This is a genomic window from Marinilabiliales bacterium, from assembly GCA_007695015.1.
Lineage (GTDB): Bacteria > Bacteroidota > Bacteroidia > Bacteroidales > PUMT01 > PXAP01.
This window is the reverse complement of sequence record REEN01000055.1, coordinates 62,239-88,905: the sequence shown is the minus strand read 5'-3', so window position 1 is coordinate 88,905 and position 26,667 is coordinate 62,239. Positions and strand designations below refer to the sequence as shown.

The window sequence follows — 26,667 nt, the reverse complement described above, 5'->3', positions numbered from 1 at the left end:
TTATTCAACAAATTAACTATATATGAACTTTTTTTTATTCTTTTACGTTTGAAAAGAAAGCTCAAAGGTATCAAAAAAATACTCAAGATAGCAGCCCTTGCTGTACTGTTAATTTCAGCCCTTCCTGCGGGAGTATATTTTCTGGCTCGAATGCCATCAGTGCAGACCTATCTCACAAATCAGATTGCCAGGCAGGTTTCGGAAAACCTGGATGCAAAATTTGAGGTGGGGAGGGTTGATATTGTATTTTTCAACCGTGTGATGCTGAGTGATATTATCATTGAAGATCAGCGGGGTGATATCCTGCTCAGAGCTGAACGTATTACCGTTACAATCAATCACCTTAACCGTGCCAGAAGAAGTATCGGTTTCAACCAGATACTGATGAACAATGCTGTTATAAACCTGGCCAGTGATGCCGATTCTGTTCTTAACCTGCAGTTTATAATCGATGCCGTTGCATCTGATGATACCACCAGAACGGGTTGGGATTTTGAGATAAATGCGGTATATCTGAAAAATTCTTCATTTACCTACAGGGCATATGACCCAGAGGCAAGGGAGTCTGGAATCGATTTCGGGGATATCGGAATTACACGCCTGAACCTGTTGGTTGACCGGATAAAGACATCGGCCGATACTGTTTTTTTCAACATCAGGTATCTTAACCTGAAAGAGAAGAGCGGTTTTACCGTTGATCACTTCTCTTCTGAAAACACAGTTTCTCCGGCAGGAATCCGTTTGGACGGCCTGCGGATAATGACGCCTTATTCAAGACTTGATCTTGAACACTACCAGATGGCCTTCAATGATTTCGCCGACTTCAAAGACTTTGTCGGAAGGGTTACGTTATCCGGCCACTTCAGGCCCTCATGGATATCATTCAATGACCTGGCATATTTTGCCCCCGGTCTGAAAGAGGTTGACCTTACAGTCAGGCTTTCCGGCGAGGCCGGAGGCAGAGTCAGCAATCTCAGAGGCACCGGGTTAAATATTGAGGCTTTTGATGGCACCAGTATGACGGCCAGCTTCAACATGATTGGATTGCCTGATATTGACCAGACATTTATGTTTTTTGATCTTGACAACCTGTCCACCAGCGCAGCGGATATAATGAAGGTGGTGTCGGCAGTCGGAGAACCCACTGCTGATCAGGCACCTGAAATTCTTGCAAACATTGGTGACATTGACTACAGGGGAAAATTCACAGGTTTCATAGACGACTTTGTGGCTTATGGCGAACTAACAACCGGGATCGGTTCGGTGATCACCGACCTCGCACTTCAGCCCGACACCGATAACACGCTCAACTTCAGCGGCCGGATGCGGGCGGTCCACTTTGATGCTGGCCTCCTTTCGGGTGCGGATCTTTTGGGCAGAATTACGTTCAATGCAGAAACTAGTGGGCAGATCACCACCGGAGGTGCTGTTTACGCAGATCTGGACGGCACGATAGACTCTGTAAGATTTAATGAATACACTTACAAAAACATCAAGCTTGCCGGTGAGGTGGCGAACAGGCGTTATTCAGGGTCGGCTCATATAAATGACCCGAACATAATACTTGATTTTCTGGGCAGCATAGATATTTCTGACGAGATCCCGGAATTTGATTTTTCGGCGAATGTTTCAGACGCAAACATGTATAATCTTAATATTGAGAAGGATGAGCCCGGCACAATCCTTTCATTCCTCTCTACTGCTTCATTCAGGGGAAACAGCCCGGATAACCTGAGCGGGCGGGTAGACCTGGTCAATGCCCGGTTTACAAGAGATGAACAGTATCTGCAGATAGAAAACCTTAGCCTGCAGGCAACCGGGACCGGAGAAAACAGGGAGATAATCCTCAGCTCAGACCTTGCCGATGGTTACCTTGCAGGCAACTATGAGTTTGCGACTATTACATCATCAATAAATACACTGGTTAACAAATATATTCCCTCATACGCTGTCAATTACAAACCAGTACCTGATCCTTCAGGGAACGATTTTTCATTCGACCTTCACCTTAAGGAGACTGAAGAATTTACATCCTTCTTTTTTCCTGACCTCTATTTTGCATCGGGTACCACACTGAAAGGGGTTTACGACCCGGCATCCTACCTGACTGCAGTTAATGCACAGTCAGATGAGGTTAGGATCAATAACCACGTATTCAGCAGAATAAATATTGAAACAAATTCGACCGACTCACTGTTCAATTTCAGCTCCGCAATAGAGAGATTGCTTTTTGCCAACCGGTTTGAAATTGAAAACATCAGTATCAGGTCGGGCATAATCAATGACAGCACCTCCTTCCATGCTGCATGGGATAACAGGGAGAAAATCAGGTACAAAGGAGAAATTAATGCCGGGGTGACATTTGAAAGAAGACCCGGGCAAGCCACTCCTCTTGTAACCGTGGATATCATGCCTTCAGATATTTATATTGCTGATACGCTTTGGACCGTTGAACAGAGCAGGGCGATAATTGATTCTTCATCTTACCAGATTGAAGACTTCGTCTTCGGCATGCCCCACCAGAAGCTCATGCTGAACGGCAAACTTTCTGAAGACCCGCTTGATTCCATTCACCTTGAATTCCACGATATGGAACTGAGGACCATTGAGCTGATAGCCACTCCCGGGAGTTTCCACCTGGCAGGAATAGTTAACGGCAAAGCAAGCCTGTCGGATATTCATGCCAATCCGTTATTCGGCACCAACCTGAAAATTGAAGATCTCACAATCAATCACCAGGTCTTTGGCGATATGGATATTATTACGAAGTGGCTACCTGAAAGCAGGAGCATTGCGGTTCATACCCACAGCGAACGTGACGGCGACCGGATCATAAACATGGAGGGACAGTATACACCCGATGGCAATCTGCTTGATTTTGAGATAGAACTGGCCAAGATCAACCTCCGCACCTTTGACGGTTACATTGATGAGGTTTTCGGGAACCTGAGAGGATTGGCTGGAGGAAACCTGAGACTCGAAGGCAACCTCAGACAACCCCGCTTCAATGGTAACATATTATTGCAAAAAGCCTCATTCATGATTGACTATCTCAAAACCAGCTATAATTTTACCCATGAGGTGGAAATAAGAGATAATGACATCATTTTTAACGACATTGTTGTATACGATGCAAACCACAACACATGCCGTGCAAGCGGGCGTGTATCACATACCTGGTTCAGGGACTTCAGCCTGAACATCCACCTGTATCCCGAACGGTTCATGGCCCTGAACACAATGGAGAGGGATAATGAACAGTTTTATGGCCGTGTTTTTGCAAGCGGACTTGTTCATATTACCGGACCCGTTGACAATATTATTATGAATATCTCTGCACGAACCGACCGTAACACCCAGTTCTTCATACCACTTCACAAAAGCAGCGAGGTAGGGGAACTGCATTTTCTTAGCTTTACAGGGTCAGCAGACAATGAAGCCGGCATAGAACCTGTTGAAGGTATAAGAAACTACGAAGTCGATCTTTCAGGAATACAGCTCAGCTTTGACCTCGACGTCACACCCGATGCAGAGGTGCAGATCATATTCGACTCAAAGATAGGCGACATAATAAGGGGCAGGGGCAGCGGATCATTCAAAATGGAGATCAACACACTGGGACAGTTCAGTATGTTCGGCGAATATACAATTGAACAGGGTGATTATCTTTTCACGCTTCAGAATGTAATAAACAAACGGTTTGAGATAGAAAGGGGCGGGAGGATCAATTGGAACGGTGATCCGTTTGATGCCAATATAGATATGAAGGCTGTATACAGGCTGAGGACCTCCCCTGCGCCGCTGCTCGCACAATACGGAACATCAGACGCTTATACCAGGAGGATCCCTGTTGAGTGTCATATTATCATGAGGGAAAACCTGATGACACCCGATATAACTTTTGACATTGACCTGCCAACAGCCGACCCCGATACAAGAAGAAACATACAGGGAATTCTTAGTGATGAAGAAAAGAGAAACAGGCAGTTTCTCGCTCTTCTGGTAATTAATAATTTCATTGTCGAAGAAGATCTGTCAGGCCCGGGAATGGGCGCCAACCTGGGCATGAGCGCGACGGAAGCCAGCATCACGACAGTCAGCGAATTCTTTTCCAACCAGCTCAGCAACTGGTTGTCACAGTTAAGCAGGGATATTGATTTCGGGGTTAACTGGAGGCCAGGCGATGAAATCACGCCTGATGAAGTAGAACTGGCCCTTTCAACCCAGGTGCTGAACGACAGGGTCAGGATCAACGGCAATGTGGATGTTGGCGGTCGTCAAATGAACACAAGTAACATAGTGGGAGACTTCGACGTTGATATTAAACTCAACAGAAGCGGCAAACTCAGGCTCAAAGCATTCACCCGGGCGAACGACAATCTTATAAGGACACATCTTTCTCCTTACACCCAGGGTGTAGGACTGTTTTACCGGGAAGATTTCGACAGTTTCGACGAACTTATGAGACGTTACTGGAATATGGTTTTTGCAGAAGCAAAGCGGGAAGAGGAAGCATCTGAACCATAACAGTAATTTTCTTGTCACTATTTGCTTGGATGGAATGATTGATGTAATTTTGGCTGATTATTTAATTTACCAACCATTGTTTAACAAGTTACTAATTGTATTTTACAGATGACCTACTACTTATCACTTCTGCAGATCACCCTATCGGAGAATCTGAATGACCTGGAACCACTTGCGGAACAGGGAGAACTAACAATGTCTTACTGGGAGCTGGCTTTCAAGGGAGGATGGGTAATGATCCCGATAGTTGTATTGTCAATAGTTGCTGTGTACATTTTTGTAGAGCGCTATTTTGCAATAAAGAAGGCTGAAAAGGTGGATATCAATTTTATGAATAAGATCAAGGATTATATTCATGACGACAAGATCGACTCTGCAATAACCCTTTGCCAGTCAACCGATAACCCGGTTGCCAAAATGATCGAAAAAGGAATAAGCCGTATCGGCCGGCCTCTCAATGATATAAATGCCGCAGTTGAGAATGTGGGAAAGCTTGAGATCTATAAACTTGAAAAAGGGCTTCCATTCCTGGCTACAGTTGCAGGCGCCGCCCCGATGATCGGTTTTCTTGGAACCGTAATGGGAATGATCCGGGCCTTTTACGATATGTCTACGGCTGGCGCCAATATAGATGTCAGTTTGCTGTCGAGCGGCATTTATACAGCAATGATCACGACAATGGCAGGCCTTATGGTAGGTATCATGGCTTTTCTCGCTTATAATGCCCTTGTGGCAAAAGTTGAGAAGGTAGTTTTCAGACTGGAAGCAAATACTACCGAGTTCATGGACCTGCTTAACGAACCGGTCAACTGATATAACACTTAACAGACCAGATATGGCACTGCGAAGCAGAAACAAGATACAGGCAGGTTTCAGTATGTCGGGAATGACCGACATCGTTTTCCTGCTGCTCATATTCTTTATGATAACATCAACCCTGATAGCGCCAAATGCCCTGAAGCTGCTGCTGCCTCAAAGCATGCACCAGACACTGGCGAACCCCATAACAACTGTTTCTATTACAAGAAACTTTGAGTTTTACGTAGAGACCACACCGGTGGAGGTTGAAAATTTGGAACGGGTTTTGCAGGAGAGACTGTCAGGCGAACCAGACCCTACAATTTCACTTCATGTTGACAGAAGCGTACCCATGGAGCAGGTAGTAAGGGTCATGAATATTGCCAAAGACAACAGATACAGGCTAATACTTGCCACAAGTGCCAGATAATGTTTGAACTATTTGAAAAACATAAAAAAGGTATTATAGGAACCACTGCTTTCCATGTGGCCATAGCCCTTATTATCGTTTTTCTCGGTTTCTCCACACCACTCCCGCTGCCAGGTGAAGAGGGAATAATAATAAATTTCGGAACAGATGATGAAGGTTTCGGGATGACACAGCCTGAGCAGCAAAGAACTGCGCCGCCGGCTGCTCCGCCGCCACCGGTCAGTGAACCCGAAGCAGAGGAAGAGATAATCACGCAGGACTTTGAGGAGGCACCGGCCATACCTGTGCCGCAACCCGAAGAGCAAAGGCAGCCCGATCCGGTCACTCCGCCCGTTGAACCGCAACCATCACCGGCTGAGCAGGAGACGCCACAGGAGGCTGCCGAAGAGGTCCCGGAAAGAAGGCCAAATCCGGATGCACTCTTCCCGGGCAGGACCGAGACAGGAGATACAGGAGCAAGCGAGGGGGAAACCGAAGGTGAAGGTGACCAGGGACGTGCAACAGGAGATCCGGCATCAACTCACAGGGAAGGTGGTGATACGGGAAGTCCCGACGCCATCTCATTCAGCCTTGATGGAAGGTCGGCTACCTCGTTGCCACCCCCCGATTACGAGCGTCAGGCTGAAGGCACTGTTGTGGTTCAGGTTACCGTAAACAGGCAGGGCGAAGTTACAAGTGCCTTACCCGGAGTAAGGGGTACAACCATCCATAATGAATATCTTCACAATGCAGCCCGGAGGGCGGCAGAAAGAGCCAGGTTCAACGTCCGCCCCGATGCCCCTGCTTCACAAAGGGGAACCATAACTTATCACTTCCGTCTGCAGTAGTCCGGAATACCAAATTACAGTAAGCATAAGAACAACTTCACCGGATCAGCCTGATGAAATCATAATTGTTTTCCGGCAGAGTGGTTTTTCAGTGAAGTGCCGCTCACATGCCCGGGTTGTTCAGTCCCACGTAAATTTCGGAAATTTTGCCATCATGGCATTCACCTTATCCTTTACCAGGGAGATGGTGCTGTCGTTGTCGATATTCATAATCACCTCATCGATCAGGTTGACGATCTCTGTCATATCCCTCTCTTTCATTCCCCGGGTAGTTACGGCAGGTGTTCCAAGTCTTATGCCGGATGTCTGGAACGGAGAACGGTCATCAAAGGGTACCATGTTCTTGTTTATGGTAATATCAGCCTTCACGAGGGTATTCTCCACAACCTTGCCGGTTAATTCCGGCACCTTTGTCCGCAGGTCAATGAGCATTGAATGGTTATCCGTACCACCCGATACTACCTTGTAACCTTTTCCGGTAAAAGCATCTGCCATTGCAGAAGCATTGGATTTAACCTGCATCATATACTTTTTGTACCCATCTGACAAAGCCTCCTCAAAAGCCACTGCCTTTGCAGCTATCACATGCTCAAGAGGTCCGCCCTGCATTCCCGGGAATACGGCCGAGTCCAGTATCTGCGACATCATCTTCACTGCACCTTTCGGGGTTTTCAGTCCCCAGGAATTTTCAAAATCTTCTCCCATAAGTATAATTCCGCCCCTGGGACCCCGGAGTGTTTTGTGGGTTGTTGATGTAACGATATGGCACCAGGGGAATGGGTGGTTCAGCATACCCGTAGCAATTAATCCCGCCGGATGGGCAATATCGGCCATAAGAAGGGCGCCGGTGCGGTCGGCAATGGCCCTCATCCTCTCATAGTCCCAGTCCCTCGAATATGCCGAAGCACCGGCTATGATCAGTTTCGGCCTCTCCTTCTCTGCCAGTTTCTCCATCATATCATAGTCTACCAGTCCGCTTTCTTTTGAAACCTCATACGCAACAGGCCTGTAGAGTATCCCGGAATAATTGACAAATGAACCATGGGTAAGATGCCCCCCATGCGACAGGTCAAGTCCCAAAAACGTATCCCCGGGCTTCAGGACAGCCAGCATTACAGCGGCGTTTGCCTGTGCACCGGAATGGGGCTGAACATTGGCATACCCGGCGCCGAAAAGCTTTTGCACCCTCTCAATGGCAAGGGTCTCAACTTCATCTACATACTGGCAACCGCCATAATAACGTTTTCCCGGGTATCCTTCAGCATACTTGTTGGTCAGGCACGACCCCATGGCCTCCATTACCTGGTCGCTCACAAAATTTTCTGACGCTATCAGTTCAATACCCTCAAGCTGTCTTTTGTCCTCCTTTTCGATCAGGTCAAATATCATTTTATCTCTCTGCATGATTTTGTTATTTGTTTTTATAGAAGCGAAAATACATCTTTTTTACCGAATCGCAGATCCGGCAAACTGTAAAGAGAAACAGCCGTAATGGTCAGGGTATGATCAGCCGTCAAGATAGTGGGAAACCAGTGCTGCAAAATGCTTTAGGTCGACAGGTTTTGAGACATATTCATCACATCCGGCTTCCAGGCACCGGTCCTTGTCCCCGGCCATAGCATAGGAGGTGTATGCAATAACAGGGATGTTATCTCCCATTGCTTTAATCTTTCTCGTCAGTTCAAGTCCGTCAGTCCCCGGCAACTGTATATCCATAATTACCAGTTCTGGCTTTTTACCGCTGCTGAAGGCATCCAGCAGATCTACACCATTTGTAAAATGCTTCAGGGCAATTCTTTTGCCGGAAAGAAGCTCCTCTATCAACTGGTAACTGGGCAAATCATCATCAACCACGTATACCAGTTTCCCGGATCTGTTTCCTTTCATCCTGCAAACAATATTAATTGGTTAGCACCCAAATCAAATATAGTGTTTTTTTTTAAAGCACAGGGAACTATTCCGACGAAAATTGCAGAAGTATCTTTCTGTATGCCGAAAATATCTTTGATTTTGAAATGAATCCCACATATTTTCCTTTATCGGTCACAGGAAGATTCCACGCGTCGGAATCCTCAAATTTACGCATTACAGATTCCATGCTTTCATCCTTCGAAACAGTTTCCGGAGGTATGTCCATGATATCAGACACACGGACCTGGTCGTACTGTGCAGGTTTGAAAATTATATCCCTGATATTGTCCAGAAGTACAACTCCCAGAAGATTGCCGTCATGATCGGTTACCGGGAAGATGTTTCTCCTGGACTTGGAGACGGTCTTTACCAGCTCGCCAAGGCTGTCATCAGGATGCACGGTTTTCAGGTCGGTTTCGATTACCGGCCCCATCTTCATCAGGGTAAGAACAGCCTTGTCCTTGTGATGGGTTATCAATTCACCTTTTGATGCCAGCCTTTTGGTATAGATTGAATGGGGCTCAAAGTACATTATCGTTAGGTATGATATCGTTGCTGTTATTATGAGGGGGATAAACAGCTCATAACCTCCTGTTATCTCGGCAATTAAGAATATTGCCGTAAGCGGTGCATGCATAACCCCGGCCATAAGACCGGCCATACCAACAAGCGCAAAGTTACGCTCCGACACGTTAATGAATGAGAAATGATTGATGAGGCTTGCCACTACAAATCCGGTAACCCCACCCATATAAAGCGACGGGGCAAAGATCCCTCCTACTCCGCCGCTTCCGGTTGTTACCGCCATTGCCACAACTTTGAAAACAAGTATCAGAAGCAGGAATGCAATAAAAACGTAGTAATTGTCACGAATACCATCTATCAGGCTCCCGGCAGCAATTTCACTGGCATCTCCTCCCAGCAGGGCACTGAGTGTGCCATATCCTTCTCCGTACAAAGGGGGAAACAGAAAAATCAGGATGCCCAGAACGGCGCCACCGTAGAACAACCTGTGATAAGGGCTTGACACCTTTCTCAGTCCTGCCTCAATTCTCATGGATCCCCATGTGAAATAGTATGAGACCAGACCGGTAATTATTCCAAGCAGTATGAACCACGGGATATTTGCGGTAACAAATGGTTCAGGCATGGTAAAATAGAAAACCACACCCTGCCCAAGTAAGAGGGTTGCTATCGTTGCACCCGTAACCGCCGAGATCAGCAGAGGTATTATCGACCACATGGTAAGGTCCAGCATGAGCACTTCAAGGCTGAAGATCATGGCAGCAATGGGAGATTTGAAGATCCCGGCAATCGCACCCGTTGCACCACACGCTATCAGCAGGGTAATTGTCTTATAATTCAGCCTGAGAAACCTGCCGAGGTTAGACCCTATAGATGCCCCTGTAAGGACTATCGGGGCCTCCAGTCCGACAGACCCGCCGAACCCGACAGTAAGTGTGCTTCCGAGCATGGAGGAATAAGAGTTATGGGGAGCGAGAACTGAATCCTTTCTTGATATGGCATGCAGAACCTTTGTTACACCATGTGAAAAATCATCCTTTATCAGATACCGTGAAAACAGAACGGTAAGCAATATTCCTATGGCAGGAAACGCCAGATAGATAAGATTGCCGGTTTCAGGGGCAAGCCTGCCTGTCAGGAACTCATTTGTATAGAAAACGGTATTTTTGAGCAGAACAGCGGCAAGACCACTTACCACTCCAATAATGAGACTAAGTATAAGAAGCAGTTGCCGGTGCCTGAGATTACCAATGATCCAGATAAATAATCGCGATATTGCCGTTTTTTTCTCCATCTGACACAAAAATACATTTTGTGCGGTGATACTTGATACAGACCCGGTGATTTTTCCAAATTATTTTCACATAACGGAAACATTAACCCGGCAGGGGATGCCCGGACAACGAGTTATCCTCAGGCAATAAAGCTCAAGGCGAAACATCCGGGTATTGCCGGCTATCAGACATTCAAGGTTCAAAAATCAGTCCAGACCAGAATATAACGGGCAGGTAATGCCGGTAACAGACTGCCGCCGAAAAAAAGGTTGAATAATTCTGATTATTTTTACCAGCCGGTAAAATGACCGGAATAAAACAGTCTTCACTGGTACTACCATGATAAATTTCAAAAAAAAAGTTCTGGACAACGGCCTGACAATCATAGCTCACCGTGACACTTCTACCCCTATGGCCGTGGTCAGCGTAATGTACGATGCCGGCTCCAGGGATGACAACCCTGAAAAAACAGGTGGTGCACACCTGCTGGAACATCTTATGTTCGGCGGATCAGTATCGGTTCCCTCATATGACAGGGAGGTTCAGAGAACGGGAGGAGAAAACAATGCATTTACAAGCAATGACATAACCAACTATTACATATCGCTTCCCGCAGCCAACCTGGAAACAGGATTGTGGCTGGAGTCGGACCGGATGATGGGACTTGAGCTTTCCCAGAAGGGCCTTGACATTCAAAAAAGTGTGGTTACGGAAGAGTACAGGCAAAGATATATCAATCAACCCTACGGTGACCTGTGGATGATACTCAGGCCACTTGCATATAAAACACATCCTTACAGATGGCCCGTTATCGGCAGCGATATATCCCACATCGCCAGGATAAGCCTTGACGATATGAGCAGGTTCTACAAACACCATTACTGTCCGGCCAATGCAATCCTTGCCGTTGCGGGCGGAATGGATGAGGAGCACAGCATTGATCTTGCAGAAAAGTGGTTCGGGCATTTGAAGGGAGGAGAACCCGTTACCCGTTCTCTGCCTGCCGAACAACCCCGGAAGGAGATGAGGCAGGAAACAGTTTACCGTGACGTTCCTTCCGGCCAGATCACGGTTGCTTACCATATGTGCGGCAGGAATGACCCGGATTATTATGCGACTGACCTCATATCCGACCTGTTGGCCGGGGGCAGGTCCTCCCGGTTTTACAGGCGCCTTGTGATGGAAAAAAAGATATTCAGCAATGTGAATGCCTATATAACAGGAGACCGGGATCCTGGCCTTTTCATTGTACACGGAATGGTAGCAGAGGATATTGAAGCAGAACAGGCATATAATGAGATGACAGCAGAGGTCAACAGGATAATCACAGAACCTCCTGTAAAAAAGGAGCTTGACAAGGTCATGAACAAACTTGAAGCTACCAGGCATTACACGCATACCGGCATTCTTAATAAGGCAATCGACCTGGCATATTATGAGCTTATAGGAGATGCTGCTTACCTCAACGATGAAATTGCCCTGTACAAAAAAGTTAAACCACATGATATTGTTCAGCAGGCATCAATCCTGTTCAGACCGGAAAATTCATCTGTACTTTTTTACCTGCCCCGGGACAGATCAAAAACATGACCCCCCATGAGCTAAAGCACACAAAAGGATATGAAAAAACCAGTAACAGATAAATTCCCCAGGCCAGGCCCTGTTAAACCCAGGCAGATAAGGCTTGGTAACTCTGTTCCCGTATACATGATCAGGGCAGGGAGCCAGCCTGTGGCCAGGGTAGACATCCTTTTCAGGGCAGGCTCATGGTGGCAGCCAAAACCACTTGTTGCATCTTCTGCAAACGCAATGTTGACAGAGGGCACGATATATCATTCAGGTGATGAAATTGCACAGAAAACCGATTATTTTGGCTCCTACATTAATACCCATATTGACCGTGATAATGCCTTTGTAAGCATCTATTCGCTTACAAAGCACCTGGAGTCCTTGCTGCCCCTAATCGGGGAGATCATCAAGGTCCCCTCCTTCCCCGAAAGGGAACTTGAAACACTGCTTGAAAGAAAATTGCAGAGCTACATGATCGAAATGAACAGGGTCGGAACCATTGCCAGGGAGCAGTTTTCCTCTGCTCTTTATGGAAAAGATCATCCATACGGCCAGATCCTGCAACCGGAACATTTTAAAAATGTCAGCAGCGATGACCTGCATGCATTTCACAGGGATTTTTACAAAACCGGCAACTGTGCCGTTTTTATATCAGGAAGCTATGATGAAGACAGCATTGCAAAATTGCTGGACAAAACTTTGGGAGGCACCGGGTGGCTGTCACCCCCGGAAGCGGAAATGAGTATGCCGCAACCGCTTCAAACTGAAAAAAGAGATTTACTGATATTAAAAGAAGATGCTGTCCAGTCCGCCCTGAGAATCGGCCGCCGGCTGTTTAACCGGTCGCACCCTGATTTCCCCGGGATGATGGTGCTTAACAGCATTCTGGGCGGCCATTTCGGATCACGTCTTATGCAGAACATCCGTGAGAAGAGAGGATACACCTACGGTATCGGATCAGTTCTGGCGGGTCTCAGGCACAGCGGATATATAGCGGTAATCTCTGAGGTGGGAGCCGGATACAGAAAGGATGCAGTTAAAGAGATATATAATGAACTTGACAGGCTCAGGAACAAGCCGGTGTCAAAAAAAGAACTTGAGCTGACAAAAAGCCTGATGCTTGGTGAAATCCTGGGTAGTTTCGATGGCCCCTTCGCATGGCTTGAAAGCATCAGGAACCTGGTTGAGCATGACCTGGACGACGGTTTTATCGATATTCTGATTGAAACGATAAACGGCATATCAGCTGCCAGGCTGCAGGACCTTGCCGGCAGATACCTGTTAACCGGCGAAATGACTGAAGTTGTTGCAGGACAATAATATTGACTGATAACTCTCAATAAAACCGGATTACATAACGTTCAATCTGCAGAATAATCTGTAGTATATCGGTTGAGAAACGCCCCAAAATGATTAATTTTGTTAAGCTAACAGACCCCGGTTTTTTTGAGGTTGGTCAGGTTTAAGAGTTGCAGATGGCAGTAAAGTTTCAAACAGAAGAGGAAATAAGGGATATTGAAGCACGTTTCAAAGATCTGCTCGATCACTGCTCACATATTACCGATCAGAAAGACAGAAAGCTTATAAAAAAAGCTTTCCAGTTTGCCAACGAGGCACACCGGGATATGAGAAGGAAGTCGGGAGAGCCCTATATTATCCATCCCATATCCGTAAGCAAGATAGTTGCCTATGAGATCGGGCTGGGTGCCAGTTCGGTTATCTCGGCGCTCCTGCATGATGTTGTTGAAGATACCGAATACACACTTGATGACATAAGCCTGAATTTCGGCAATAAGATAGCCGTTATAATTGACGGGCTGACCAAGATCGCCGGTGTATTTGACAAGAAGTCAACAATCCAGTTAGAGAATTTCAGAAAACTCCTTCTGACATTGTCGGACGATGTACGGGTTATCCTGATCAAACTTGCCGACCGCCTTGATAATATGAGAACCCTTGATTCGCTTTCGCGGAACAAGCAGCTGAAAGTGGCGGGTGAGACCAATTTCCTTTTTGCGCCGCTTGCTCACAGACTTGGCCTCTACACCATCAAGACCGAGCTGGAGGATCTCGCCCTTAAATACCAGAACCCCGCTATTTATAATGAAATATCCCAGAAAATAAAGGACAGCGAAAAGAAAAGACTGCTTTTCATCAACAAGTTCTCACTGCCAATCATTGAGAAACTGAATGAACACAATATAGAGTATGACATAAGCGGAAGGCCGAAATCCATAAATTCAATATTCTCAAAGATGGAGGCGAAGAAGGTCAAGTTCGAGGAGATATTTGACCTTTTTGCCATACGGGTAGTTTTTGAGCCCAATCCCAGCATACCTGAGAAGGTGCAGTGCTGGAACATCTATTCCCTGATAACCGACATTTACATGCCGAAGCCTGAGAGGATAAGGGACTGGGTGAGCACTCCAAAAGCAAACGGGTATGAAGCCCTTCACGGAACGGTGATGGGGCCCAACGGCAAATGGGTGGAAGTGCAGATCCGGACCACCAGGATGAACGACATTGCCGAAAGGGGATTTGCAGCTCACTGGAAATACAAGAACAACGGGCAGGGAGAATCTGAACTTGACAAATGGATAAAGAGGATCAGGGAATTGCTTGACAATCCTGATACCGACGCACTGGAGTTCATGGATGAGTTCAAGCTCAACCTGTATTCATCGGAGATACTGGTTTTTACACCTAAGGGTAAAATTATAACTCTTCCCAAAAATGCATCTGTGATTGACTTTGCCTACGAGATACATACTGAAGTTGGAAACAGGGCCATAGGTGCCAAAGTCAACCAGAAGCTGGTGCCGTTGAGCCACACCCTGTCGAGCGGTGACCAGGTTGAAGTGCTTACATCCGATATACAGCGTACGCAGCGTGAGTGGCTTGATTATGCAATTACCGCCCGTGCCAAGTCCAATATAAAAAGCGCTCTCAGGGCTGAAAACAAAATTCATATTGAAACAGGCAAAAAAATCCTTGAGGAGAAACTAAGAGACATCAGCCTGCATCCAAACTCAAGGATAATAAAAAAGCTGATAACCGGTTATGAGGTGTCGGGCAAAGATGATCTCTACCTTAAAATTGGAAGCGGAATAATCACCCTTGATAACCTGAAAAAGGTACTCAAAAAGAATACCCGCAGCAAATGGATCAAATACTGGGAACTGACATACAGCAAGAACCTGCAAAAAGGCAGGAAAGTTGCCGAAAGCGATCAGAAGACACCTGCCATAGATCTTGGCAAGCCACTTATTATAAGGGAGGGCGTTGATGAGCCCGGGAAGAATTACCGGATTGCAAAGTGCTGCAGTCCTATTCCAGGAGATGAAATCGTAGGTTACAAAAGCCCGAACGAGACCATCATAATTCATTCTGCTAAATGCCCCACGGCAACCAAGCTGATGTCAAGTCACGGCAACCTTATTGTATCAGCGCGGTGGACCAGTCACAAGATACTCTCCTTTTTGGCCGGTATAAAAATCCAGGGGATCGACAAGATAGGGATCGTCAATTCGATAACAAATGTGATCTCTCACGATTTGAATGCCAATATCAGGAAAATCAATGTTGAAACTCACGATGGTATCTTTGAGGGAAGCATAGAACTTTATGTTCATGATACCAAGCACCTGAACAATCTTATCATGAATCTGTTTAAGATTAACGGGGTTATTTCCGTTAACAGGATTGATGCCGGAAGAGAGTAATTTTTATTAAATCCGTCTAAACCTTACCGCGATTACACAATTTTTGCTATTTTTAGGATTATTTTAAATTAGACTATTTATGGGGTGCATTGATTCCAAAGATACTGTTAAGAAGCTGTTTACCGAGTACCTTGAAAAAAAAGGCCACCGGAAAACACCCGAAAGGTATGCAATCCTTGAAGAGATATACAGTCATGAAGGACATTTTGATATTGAATCACTCTATATCTCAATGAAAAATAAGAATTACAGGGTCAGCCGGGCTACCCTGTACAATACCATTGACCTTCTGCTGGAATGCAACCTTGTTATTAAGCACCAGTTCGGCAAGAACATTGCCCAGTTTGAAAAAGCACATGAGTGCAAGCAGCACGACCACCTTATAGATACGAAGACCGGAGAAGTGATAGAGTTCTGCGATCCCCGCATACAGGAGATAATAAAGACCGCCTGCAAGCTTGCCAACTTCAAACCGACTCACCATTCACTCTACATATACGGCCAGCGGGAAGAAAAATAATTGACAATGCACAAAATAGATGTTTTGCTGGGTCTCCAGTGGGGAGACGAGGGAAAAGGAAAAATAGTCGATGTTCTGGCCCCTGAATACGATGTTATTGCCCGGTTCCAGGGTGGCCCCAATGCCGGACATTCACTTGAGTTCAGCGGAATAAAGCATATTCTTCATACAATACCCTCTGGGATTTTCCACGCCGGGAAGATAAATCTGATCGGGAACGGGGTAGTAATAGATCCTACAGTATTCAAAAAGGAGATAGACGCTCTCGGGAGTCTGGGAGTCAACGCGGTCAACAACCTGTTCATATCCAGAAAAGCCCATCTTATACTTCCCTCACACCGGCTTCTGGATGCTGCTTCTGAAGCCCTGAAAGGTAATTCAAAAATAGGATCCACACTCAAGGGTATCGGTCCGGCCTATATGGATAAGACAGGGCGTAACGGACTCAGGATAGGCGACATAATGCTGCCCGGCTTTAATGACAGATACAGTTTTCTCAAAGAAAAGCACCGTGCGATCCTGAAGCAATATGACTTTGATGATAAACCAGAGAATTATGAAGAAGAGTGGTTCCGTGGGATTGAGAAGATAAAGGAGTTTCAGGTGGTTGACAGTGAGTACTTTATCAATAACCTGCTGGCAGAAAATAAGAAGATCCTCGCAGAAGGTGCACAGGGTACACTACTGGACATTGATTTTGGATCTTATCCGTACGTTACATCATCAAATACGGTATGTGCCGGTGCCTGTACCGGACTTGGCATTGCACCATCAAAAACAGGTGAAGTTATTGGTGTCTTCAAGGCATACTGCACCCGGGTAGGAGGCGGCCCCTTCCCTACCGAACTGACTGATGAGACGGGTGACAGGATAAGGGATCAGGGCAAAGAGTTCGGGTCAACCACCGGCCGGCCAAGGCGATGCGGCTGGCTGGACCTGCCGGCGCTGAAGTATTCTGTTTTGATAAATGGTGTTACGCAGCTTATGATCACAAAGGCTGATGTGCTGACAGGGCTGGATTCTATAAATATATGTACTGCCTACAAACATGAAGGCAGAGTAACGGAAACCATGCCTTATGATATGGCAGGCAACCTGGAACCTGTATACCGGGAATTCAGCGGATGGAATGAAGATCTCTCTTCAATAAAGAGCTGCGATGATCTTCCTGCTGAATTCAAAAAATACATCAGTTATATCGAGGAAGAAACCGGGGTGCCCGTTACCATGATCTCCCTGGGCCCCGACAGAACAGCTGCAGTTTTCCCCGGTAAGGAATAAAAACTCAAGTATTTCCCTGCCCTGTAGCTTAAAACATTAATCCATCTTGTTCGGTTCTTCCAGTCCATAACCAGAGGTACGGTCCTCACGCTTCAGAAGCCATGCAAAAACAAGTCCGACTACTCCCAGCATTGCCAGCATGACAAGGGCCTGTGTATAATCATATAAAGCCTTGCCGCCTGCAGCAAGTGTTTCAGATACACCGGGATTGGTATAATCCAGAACCAGTCCGATCAGCCATGGAAAGACCATCAGTCCTATAGCCTGAATGGTAAACATGGCACCATATGCAGTTCCAATCCTGCTGGTTTCAACGATCTTTGTCACAGCAGGCCACATGGCAGCAGGCACAAGCGAAAAAGCGATCCCCAGAACGAACATGGGAATATATGGGGTAATATTTGTGAATGCAAATGACAGGTGAACACCAACCACAAGCAGGCTGCCATAGACCATAAGTGAAGCAGACCGGCCTCGGTAATCACATATCCATGCAAATACCGGGGTGAACACCAGTGTGCCGAATGGCAATATTGATGAAATATCTCCTGCCATCGTCGGATCTACACCAAATTTGTTTATCATCAAATCGGGTGCATATTTCATAAATGGAAAAACCGCAGAATAGAAGAGGACACAGAGCATGGTAATATAAATGAAGCTGCGGTTGGTCATAAGCCGAGCCAGATCCCTGAGCCTGAACTCCTCGGTAGGATCTGTTTCCATCCTTTCAGCCACCCTGCGGTCAAACCTTATATCCCATATCATGTAAACCAAAAAGGCAAGAAGCCCAACCCCAAGTAACAGAGCACCGAACCAGATCGGCATAGTCCAGTTCTGCCAGAGCGGCGTCAGTTGGGATCCTTCAATTATCAGCCTCGGCGAAAGCACCATTGCAGCCCCCATACCCAGCCTGGCAATTGCAATGTTCAATCCGAGCGCCAAAGCAATTTCCTTACCTTTGAACCACTTAACTATCACCTTTGAAATAACGACAATGCTGGTCTCAGCACCCAGTCCGAAAAGGAAAAACCCAAGAGAAGTGACCTTAAGTGCCGGCGAATAGGCCGTAAGGAATGAGTTCATGAAATCATAACCCCACCCCCCCTGGTTGAAATAAGGAGTGGCACCATAGGCAGTCACGACAGCGCCTGCAAACTGGATAAATATAAAGGCAAAGCCGGTAATTCTGATCCCGATCCTGTCCAAAATAACACCTCCAATAACTGCCATCAGCAGAAAAACATTCGGGATGGAATAGGCGGCCTGAAAAAAGCCGTACTCTGCCGAGGAGAAACCCAGCTCCCTCTCCATCAAAAACTTAAGAGGTGAAATGGCATCATAGAAGTAGTAATTGGTAGCCATCGTGAAACTAACCAGGAGCATTATACCCCATCTCAGGATAGCTGAATCATTCAGTGCACTCTTGAAGTCTTCCATTTATCTTTTTTTATGTAATTGCACCTGCAGAACCCGCCATGCTTGAAACTGCACTCATATGTCATCAGTGACCCATGACAGGGTTCCAATAAAAAAACAAAGCCTGCTGGTTAATTGTCAGCAGGCCTCAAAAATATAATAATTATCCGTCCCTGCAAAAGGGTGGATAACAGTATGGCCGGGAACAAGGCCTTATGGGCAGGAGTGATGGACTACAGGTCCTTTATGTAAAGCCACACCAGATGCTCACCCTCATTCCTGATTGAACGCCACTGGTTAACAGCTTCACGATAATTGTCAAGCGACCTGATAGTTACCAGGTGAAAATTGTTTTCAGCCATGATGATCCTGGAGTCGTGCCCCTGACCGAGGATCTTCTGGTGAAAATCCTGGGCATAGGCAGGATTCTTGAATGCCCCGACAATAAGGTGATAACGTTGCATGGCCCTGAGACGATCCGCTTCGGCCTGAGCCTCAGCCGCCCTCCTGATACTGTCGGCCCTCTCCTGCTCACGTCTGGCTTCTTCCTGCTGTCTTCTAAGAAGTTCAGCCCTGCGAATACTATCCTGGCGCTGCTGGTAGATCTCCATGGTATCTACTCTTTTTGCAAACGGATTAACCCTCTGGACAAAATCGCAACCACTGATCAGCAGTGTTACTGCAAACAGAATAATGATAAGTTTTTGCATAATATTCGGTTTATTTATTCAAAAGTATAGCAAAATTACCATTAGAAAAAATTAATCTCTAAAAAAATTTTGACTAACAGAAGGAACCGCTTAGCTTTCCGATGAAATATTTTTCATTTGCCCATGTGCAATTTTAAATGAAAAAAATTTCATCTACATTTGTAGCATTGGTCAAAACACTTGCAAAAATGAGCAACCATATCTGCGGGCACTGCATCAATAACGAGAACTCCATATTTTTCAGCCTTACTACCGATGAAAAGGAGATATTATCAGAAAAGCATACATGTCTTCTGTTCAAAAAAGGTGAGACCATATATAGCGAAGGCGAGAAACCGAACGGACTTATTTGCCTGTCAGCCGGCAAGGTAAAAATATACAAGGAGGGTATCGGCGGCAGGGAACAGATTGTAAGAATGGCAAGACCGGTAGGTTTTATAGGCTACAGGGCCCTGTTCGCCGAAGAGAACTATATGGCTACTGCCCTGGCCATTGAGGACTCAACCATATGCATTATCAACAAAGAGTCACTCTTCAGGGTACTTAAAACCAACTCGTACCTTTCTCTGAGCATCATCAAATCATTTGCTACCGAACTTGGTTTCTCAAACAGCCGTACGGTAACTCTTACCCAGAAACATATCAGGGGAAGGCTTGCTGAATCTCTCTTATTCCTTAAAGACACCTACGGTCTGGAAAAAGACGGACAGACCATTAAAGTTTACCTCTCCAGGGAGGATATAGCCAATCTCTCCAATATGACCACCTCCAATGCCATCCGGACCCTTTCAAACTTTGCTTCTGAAAAGGTGATTGGAATTGACGGAAGAAAAATAAAGATTATAGACATGGACCAGCTTGAAAAGATAAGCGAACACGGATGATTAGGTCCCTGAGAAGAGGCCGCTTACAACCCCTTAAAAACCCCGATTACTCCTGCACATAAATACGTCTTACCCTTTCTGAAATCTTTACAAATATTTCATATGGTATTGTCGACAACAGGGCCGCAATATCACTAATGGAACTTTCATCTCCAAATACTGTAACCTCATCTCCTTCCAGGGCATCAACAGTTGTTATGTCAATCATGCACATATCCATGCATATGTTGCCAATTACCGGCACTTTTTTGCCTTTTACCATCATCCATCCGTTACCATTGCCAAGTCTGCGGTCAAGTCCGTCAGCATACCCGACCGGCACAACTGCAATACGCATTTTCCCCGGAGCCCTGTAAGCCCTTGAATATCCGATGCTGCTGCCCGAAGGCACCTCTTTAACCTGGGATATTACACTTTTAAAAGTACTGACGTTTGAAAGTTTATTCACATGATTGACACTGACCCCGTACATCCCAATTCCCAGCCTTACCATGTCAAACTGTGCTTCAGGGAATCGTTCGATCCCGGCCGAATTCAGGATATGTGCAAGAACGGGGTAATCAAGCTTTTCTGCAATTTTCCCGTACAGCTTTTCAAAAAGCCTGATCTGATCCCTTGTAAAATCATCGTGCGAAGGGTCATCTGCTGCAGCCAGATGGGAGAATACAGAAACCACCCTTAAGTTGTCACAATCTGCGAGCCGGTCACAGAGCCTTCCAATTTCGTCAGGCCTGAAGCCCAACCGGTGCATCCCGGTATCAAGCTTAATATGGACCGGATAACCGGAAATTCCCATTTCACGCAGTACGTTTACCAGGAGATCAAATCCACTGAAACCATAAATTTCCGGTTCCAGGCTGTTTTCAATTATCCGGCTGCAATCATTGAAATCGGGGTTCATGACCATTAAAGGTGCAGATATTCCTGATTTTCTGAGTTCAACTCCCTCGTCAACAAATGCAACTGCAAGGTAATCGACCAGATTGTGGACAAGTGCATTTGCGATCTGGTAGCCTCCGCTTCCGTAGGAGAAGGCCTTCACCACGGCCATTACCTTTGTGCGGGGGCGTATCAATGATCTGAAATAATTAAAATTACTTACAAGATTATTAAGGTTGATCTCCAGAACGGTTTCATGTGTCTTCTCTTCAAGAAGTGCAGAAATACGTTCAAAACCAAATTTTCTTGAACCCTTGAGTAAAACGGCTGAATCGCAGATATTCCTCCTGTCAAAGTTGCGCAGCAGCTCTTCAGTTGTATCATAAAATTCAAGCTTCCCCTCAAAATAAGATTCAATCTTCCTTACATCAGTGCCAACACCAATAAGATGATTTGTCTTTTCCCTGTTAAGCAGTTTCCCTATCTCGCAAAACAGGTCATCGGCGCTCCTGCCTGTTTCGAACATATCTGACAGGATCACGGTCTTTCTTTTCCTGCCGGTCACCCGTGATAAAAAATCCATTGCTATGTCAAGTGAAGCCAGGTCTGAATTATAGCTGTCATTTATGATGGTGCAATTATTGACCCCCTGCTTCTGTTCAAGCCTCATCGCCACAGGGGTGAGTTCCCCCATTCCGGCTCCTATTAATTCCTGCTCAAAACCAAGCGTCAGCATAACGGCCCATGCATGAACCGCATTTTCAACAGATGCCTTGTCAGAGAATGGAATGTTAATGGTGTATCGCTTCCCTTTATAAATTGCAGAGATGCCGGTTTTTCGTTCACTCCTGGCGATTTCGGTAACCTGGAGATCAGCCTTGCCTGAACGTGACCATGTAAATAGCCGCTTTCCCCTGTAAAAGCTTTTACCCCTGATGTAGTCATCAATTATCCTATGATCACGGCAATAAACCAGCGTACCGCACTCCCTGAACAGGAGCATCTTTTCAGCCAGTTTGGTCTCAAGGTCGCTGAAGTGTTCCTGATGTGCCTGGCCAATATTTGTTATAACCCCGGTGCCAGGCCTGATAATGGGCTCAAGAAACTCCATTTCACCGGGTCGCGATATGCCGGCCTCAAAAATGGCCAGGTCATGGCGCGGCTCGATCTGCCAGACCGAAAGAGGGACACCCACCTGTGAATTATAGCTTTTGGGACTTCTGACCACCACTCTTTCTTTCTGCATCAACTGGAAAAGCCATTCCTTGAGTATAGTCTTTCCGTTGCTGCCTGTTATACCGATTACAGGAAGGTCAAACTCGTTCCGGTGACTGGCAGCCAATAACTGCAAGGCCCTCAGGGTGTTATTAACAACAATGAAATTAGCGCCCTGGAAGCGGTTGATATCCTCCGGCAGGCGCTCTACAAGAAAATTCCTGACCTGTTGTCTGAAAAGGGCGGTCAGGTAATTATGCCCGTCATTCCTTTCTCCCCTGATTGCCACGAAAAGGGAATCACCCGGAAAAGAGAATTTCCGGCTGTCGGTCACAATGTTCCTTATAACCTGGTTGCTGCCACCCATGTATAGTTTCCCCCCGACAGCGCCGGCTATCTTCTCAACGTGGTATTTTGCCATTTACAGGTTATCTTAGAAATAACACATTATCCGGTAATCAAATCATCCATATTGCCCGAATCAGCGTGCCGGCCTGATGTTTTTCCTTTGTATCTCATTGAAGCAAACACGACATAACGGCTCATACAGATTCTGCTCACCAAGCAAAACAATTTTCTCTGAAACATCTTTACGGTAGGAAAACTGCGCAAGATTTCCACATTGCATGCATATCGCATGAACCTTGGTTACATATTCCGCTGTTGCAAGAAGCATAGGGATAGGTCCGAATGGTTTGCCCCTGAAATCCATATCCAGTCCGGCCACAATAACCCTGACACCCGAGTTGGCAAGTTCATTGCAGACATCAACCAGATTGCTGTCAAAAAACTGTGCCTCATCAATCCCGACAACGTCAACATCTGCCGCAAGCAGCAGGATATTACCTGAGGATGAAACAGATGTAGACATTATGGCATTATCATCATGCGAAATAACATGTTCATCAGAGTATCTGTTATCTATTTCAGGCTTGAATATCTCGACTCTCTGGTTGGCTATCTTCGCTCTTTTAAGACGCCGTATAAGTTCTTCCGTTTTCCCTGAGAACATTGAACCGGCAATTACCTCAATCGATCCCCCCTTTTTGTTGCCCCTGATTGAATTTTCAAGAAACATGCCGGTTGCTTTCTTTTATAATTGTTAATTTTACAAAATTAAACAAAATGGCGCATCAACTTATAATATTTTGCCCAATGGATTCAAAAAGTATTGGAAAGCATCTGAAATACAAACTCAGGGAGCTGGAACTTATTATCGGTAACATTGAAAAGGATGTAACACCGGCCAGAATAGATATTGATCTGGCGCTCTCTAAAACCAGGGAATTGTATGAATTGCTCCTTAATACCGGTCAGGCCCCCTCAACAGTCACCGGTCGGACCAGCACCTCAGAAATGCCTGAGAAGCCGGTGGTTCCTTCAGATCCTGAACCTGTAAATAGCGATGAGGAATTTGAACAGGAGGGCATAGTTCCTGGTCCGGTTCACAAACAGCCGGAAACAGAAGACAGAGATACATCAAAGGATAGCAAACCGGAAAAAACAGGTTCTGTTAGCGGTAAGGATGGGGCAGATGACGCCGCCGGCTCCAGCGAAGAGGAGAATGCCGGGCTATCCGGGGATACTGGGCAATCCGGGGATACAGACGCGAAAAATGACCCTTACGGTCATGAAAATGATCAGCTTCCTTCTGCCGATGAGAAAAATACTGAAAAGCCTCAGTCCGGCTCAACTGAGAAAAATGATGCCAAATTAAAGAATTCAGGAAAACAGAACGGCCATAAAGAAATTGTCGCAGACCGCTTCCAGGATGCACAAAACTATATCAACAAGGCAATGGCCGATAAAAAGGGCGGCAGGGACCTTACCTCAAAAATTCAAACACGGCCTATAACAGACCTGAGAAATTCTATCGGACTGAATGAAAAATTCCTTTTCATAAAGGAGCTTTTCAGGGGAAGGCCTGACCAATATAATCAGTGTATCGATATGCTGAACAAAACCACCACATACGAAGAGGCCATTAAATTTCTTAACGACAGCTATGATTGGGAAGAGGATAATGAGGTGGCGGAAAAACTTATCAACCTGGTGAAAAGAAAGCATCCTGCCGGGTAAATCCATTCTCATGGGAAAACTTGTACTTGTACCAACTCCGGTGGGAAACCTGGGAGATATAACCCTGAGGGCCCTTGATGTGCTAAAGAGCGCTGACGGGATACTGGCAGAAGACACAAGAAGAACAGGTATTCTCCTGTCGCATTACAATATAGAAAACAGGATAATTCCATATCATCAGCACAATGAGCACAGGAAGGTCGATGCCATTGCCGGAATGATCGCAGAAGGACAAACCCTTGCTCTTGTGACAGATGCCGGAACCCCGGGGATATCAGACCCCGGCTTCCTGCTGGTAAGGACATGTATTAAAAACAATATTGAGATTGAAACTCTCCCGGGAGCGACCGCATTTTTACCGGCATTGATAAACAGTGGCATACCGGGCGACAGGTTCTGTTTTGAAGGTTTTCTGCCACATAAGAAAGGGCGTAAAAAACGGTTAGAAGGCCTGAAGGAGGAAACAAGGACAATAATCTTTTACGAATCCCCCTACCGTATCTGCAAATTACTGCAGGAACTATCTGATGTAATGGGTCCGGACAGGCTGGCATCGGTTTCCAGGGAACTAACCAAAATTCATGAGGAGACAGTCAGGGGAAGCCTCGCTGAACTGCAACTGCGGTTTTGCAAAACAGATGTAAAAGGGGAAATTACACTTGTCTTATCTGGTAACCAACGGGTATAATGGGAAAAAACAGGCACACCCTTCTGGAACTGACCGGCATGATCGGCAAAGCTATTTCCCGCAGCCTTAACGGCAGTTACTGGATAGTTGCTGAGATTAATGAGATAAGGGAAAACTATAGCGGACACTGTTACCTTGAGCTGGTGGAGAAGGACAGTGGTAACGACAATATAGTGGCAAGATGCCGTGCAACTATATGGGCCTATACATGGAGGATGCTTAAGCCATACTTTGAGACCTCAACATCCCAGAAGCTTTCCAAGGGGATGATGGTCCTTGTCGAGGTAACTGTCGAGTTTCATGAATTATATGGAATAAGTCTTAATATCAAAGAGATAGATCCGGTATATACAATAGGCGACCTTGAGAGAAGAAGAAAAGAGATCCTGCACAGGCTGGAGGAGGAAGGGATAATAAATATGAACAGGCAGCTCGATATTCCGGGTATTCCATCACGAATAGCAGTAATTTCCTCACCTGCCGCTGCGGGTTATGAAGATTTTATCCATCAGCTTGAGAATAATTCCCGCAATTACCGTTTCAGCACAATGCTCTTTCCTGCCCAGATGCAGGGCAGCACAGCCGGCAGGTCTGTTACCGATGCACTCGACATGATATTCGAAAAGGAAGGGATGTTTGATGTGGTGGTGATCCTAAGGGGAGGTGGTTCGGCATCTGACCTGAGCTGCTTTGACAGCTATGAGATAGCAGCACATATTGCACAGTTCCCGCTGCCGGTTATTACAGGAATTGGACATGAAAGGGATAAAACAATTGCAGGTATGGTTGCAAACACGAATGTAAAAACCCCCACTGCTGCCGCAGAGCTGCTTATAGGCAAGTACACTGAAGCTGACAGCCTTGTTTTATCGTTTGGAAACAGGCTGGCTTCCGCTGTCACAAACCTGATCCGGCAGAACAGGCAGGTAACTACCGCACTTTCAGGCAGTATACCAGGTATCGTAAAAAACAGGATGCAGCAGGCTAAGGCGGAACTCCGGGCCTCAGGGTCAATAATGGCGAGGTCAGCAGGTGGTTATATTCAAAAAAGACATCACACTATCGATTCGTTCCATTACCGCTTCAGGGTCCATACAAAGAACTACCTGCTAAGCCATAAGAGCAGTGAGGCCGAGATGCGCACAAAGCTTATACCACAGCATACCGCCAGATTATTAAAAGGCAGGTCGGAAAGGCTCCATCTGTTCGGGACAAAGCTGGGACTTCTGGACCCGGAAAATCTCCTTAAAAAAGGTTATGCGCTCGTCACGAAGAACGGAAACATTGTAAAAAGTGCCAGGAATATCCATTTTGGCGACCTGCTGGAAACTAAATTGCATGACGGCCGTATAACCAGCAGGGTGTCGGATATTGATATATCCACGGACAATACCAAAGTCTCTGAATGA

General features: G+C 46.0%; 20 protein-coding genes. 13 read left to right on the top strand and 7 right to left on the bottom strand.

The window, feature by feature from the left end; genetic code table 11:
- Positions 1-48 precede the first annotated feature (48 nt).
- From EA408_06535 to EA408_06520, 4 genes are all read left to right on the top strand, one after another.
- Complete coding sequence (locus EA408_06535; GenBank protein ID TVR72591.1) at positions 49-4,527, top strand: translocation/assembly module TamB; 4,479 nt, start codon at positions 49-51, stop codon at positions 4,525-4,527.
- 108 nt (positions 4,528-4,635) lie between these two features.
- Positions 4,636-5,340 carry a MotA/TolQ/ExbB proton channel family protein gene (locus EA408_06530; GenBank protein TVR72590.1) on the top strand — a complete coding sequence of 235 codons (705 nt, stop codon included), beginning with the start codon at positions 4,636-4,638 and terminating at the stop codon, positions 5,338-5,340.
- A gap of 22 nt (positions 5,341-5,362) precedes the next feature.
- A complete protein-coding gene (locus tag EA408_06525) occupies positions 5,363-5,755 on the top strand; it encodes a biopolymer transporter ExbD (protein TVR72589.1) in 393 nt (130 codons plus the stop codon).
- On the top strand, positions 5,755-6,582 hold the full coding sequence (locus EA408_06520) for a TonB family protein (GenBank protein ID TVR72588.1): 828 nt from the start codon (positions 5,755-5,757) through the stop codon (positions 6,580-6,582). Before EA408_06525 ends, EA408_06520 begins: the two co-directional genes overlap by 1 nt.
- Positions 6,583-6,702: 120 nt before the next feature.
- Here EA408_06520 and EA408_06515 read toward each other — a convergent pair whose 3' ends face one another.
- The 3 genes from EA408_06515 to EA408_06505 all read right to left on the bottom strand — a co-directional run bounded on the left by EA408_06515 (position 6,703) and on the right by EA408_06505 (position 10,312).
- On the bottom strand, positions 6,703-7,986 hold the full coding sequence (locus tag EA408_06515) for a serine hydroxymethyltransferase (protein ID TVR72587.1): 1,284 nt from the start codon (positions 7,984-7,986) through the stop codon (positions 6,703-6,705).
- Positions 7,987-8,088: 102 nt separating this feature from the next.
- On the bottom strand, positions 8,089-8,469 hold the full coding sequence (locus EA408_06510; GenBank protein TVR72586.1) for a response regulator: 381 nt from the start codon (positions 8,467-8,469) through the stop codon (positions 8,089-8,091).
- A 67-nt stretch (positions 8,470-8,536) separates the two neighbouring features.
- The gene (locus EA408_06505; GenBank protein TVR72585.1) at positions 8,537-10,312 is read right to left on the bottom strand and encodes a chloride channel protein; all 1,776 of its coding nucleotides are present in this window, start codon (positions 10,310-10,312) and stop codon (positions 8,537-8,539) included.
- A gap of 319 nt (positions 10,313-10,631) precedes the next feature.
- Between EA408_06505 and EA408_06500 the strand changes: the two genes are divergently transcribed.
- The 5 genes from EA408_06500 (at position 10,632) to EA408_06480 (ending at position 17,384) form a co-directional block, all read left to right on the top strand.
- Positions 10,632-11,882, top strand: a complete 1,251-nt coding sequence (locus EA408_06500; GenBank protein ID TVR72584.1) for an insulinase family protein — start codon at positions 10,632-10,634, stop codon at positions 11,880-11,882.
- A gap of 30 nt (positions 11,883-11,912) precedes the next feature.
- On the top strand, positions 11,913-13,181 hold the full coding sequence (locus tag EA408_06495) for an insulinase family protein (protein TVR72583.1): 1,269 nt from the start codon (positions 11,913-11,915) through the stop codon (positions 13,179-13,181).
- Positions 13,182-13,336: 155 nt separating this feature from the next.
- Entirely contained in the window at positions 13,337-15,583 is a 2,247-nt protein-coding gene (locus EA408_06490; GenBank protein ID TVR72582.1) for a bifunctional (p)ppGpp synthetase/guanosine-3',5'-bis(diphosphate) 3'-pyrophosphohydrolase, read from the top strand.
- Between the two features lie 79 nt (positions 15,584-15,662).
- Complete coding sequence (locus EA408_06485; protein TVR72581.1) at positions 15,663-16,103, top strand: transcriptional repressor; 441 nt, start codon at positions 15,663-15,665, stop codon at positions 16,101-16,103.
- A 6-nt stretch (positions 16,104-16,109) separates the two neighbouring features.
- Positions 16,110-17,384, top strand: a complete 1,275-nt coding sequence (locus EA408_06480; protein TVR72580.1) for an adenylosuccinate synthase — start codon at positions 16,110-16,112, stop codon at positions 17,382-17,384.
- Positions 17,385-17,420: 36 nt separating this feature from the next.
- Here the strand turns inward: EA408_06480 and EA408_06475 are convergent, their stop codons facing one another.
- Both EA408_06475 and EA408_06470 read right to left on the bottom strand, forming a co-directional pair.
- Positions 17,421-18,824, bottom strand: a complete 1,404-nt coding sequence (locus EA408_06475; GenBank protein ID TVR72579.1) for an MFS transporter — start codon at positions 18,822-18,824, stop codon at positions 17,421-17,423.
- Positions 18,825-19,036: 212 nt separating this feature from the next.
- Positions 19,037-19,513 carry a hypothetical protein gene (locus tag EA408_06470; protein ID TVR72578.1) on the bottom strand — a complete coding sequence of 159 codons (477 nt, stop codon included), beginning with the start codon at positions 19,511-19,513 and terminating at the stop codon, positions 19,037-19,039.
- A 188-nt stretch (positions 19,514-19,701) separates the two neighbouring features.
- Here EA408_06470 and EA408_06465 point away from each other — a divergent pair, with 188 nt between their 5' ends.
- On the top strand, positions 19,702-20,397 hold the full coding sequence (locus EA408_06465) for a Crp/Fnr family transcriptional regulator (GenBank protein TVR72636.1): 696 nt from the start codon (positions 19,702-19,704) through the stop codon (positions 20,395-20,397).
- Between the two features lie 46 nt (positions 20,398-20,443).
- Here EA408_06465 and EA408_06460 read toward each other — a convergent pair whose 3' ends face one another.
- The gene (locus tag EA408_06460; GenBank protein TVR72577.1) at positions 20,444-22,912 is read right to left on the bottom strand and encodes a bifunctional UDP-N-acetylmuramoyl-tripeptide:D-alanyl-D-alanine ligase/alanine racemase; all 2,469 of its coding nucleotides are present in this window, start codon (positions 22,910-22,912) and stop codon (positions 20,444-20,446) included.
- Positions 22,913-22,972: 60 nt separating this feature from the next.
- Positions 22,973-23,569: a thymidine kinase gene (locus EA408_06455; protein TVR72576.1), complete on the bottom strand. Its 597-nt coding sequence runs from the start codon at positions 23,567-23,569 to the stop codon at positions 22,973-22,975.
- Between the two features lie 5 nt (positions 23,570-23,574).
- Here EA408_06455 and EA408_06450 point away from each other — a divergent pair, with 5 nt between their 5' ends.
- From EA408_06450 to EA408_06440, 3 genes are read left to right on the top strand one after another with little or no spacing between them, the layout of a single operon-like run.
- Positions 23,575-24,570 carry a hypothetical protein gene (locus EA408_06450; GenBank protein TVR72575.1) on the top strand — a complete coding sequence of 332 codons (996 nt, stop codon included), beginning with the start codon at positions 23,575-23,577 and terminating at the stop codon, positions 24,568-24,570.
- A gap of 10 nt (positions 24,571-24,580) precedes the next feature.
- Positions 24,581-25,258, top strand: coding sequence for a 16S rRNA (cytidine(1402)-2'-O)-methyltransferase (rsmI, locus tag EA408_06445; protein ID TVR72574.1), 678 nt, complete (start codon positions 24,581-24,583; stop codon positions 25,256-25,258).
- Complete coding sequence (locus EA408_06440) at positions 25,258-26,667, top strand: exodeoxyribonuclease VII large subunit (GenBank protein ID TVR72573.1); 1,410 nt, start codon at positions 25,258-25,260, stop codon at positions 26,665-26,667. The genes rsmI and EA408_06440 overlap by 1 nt, the downstream gene beginning before the upstream one ends.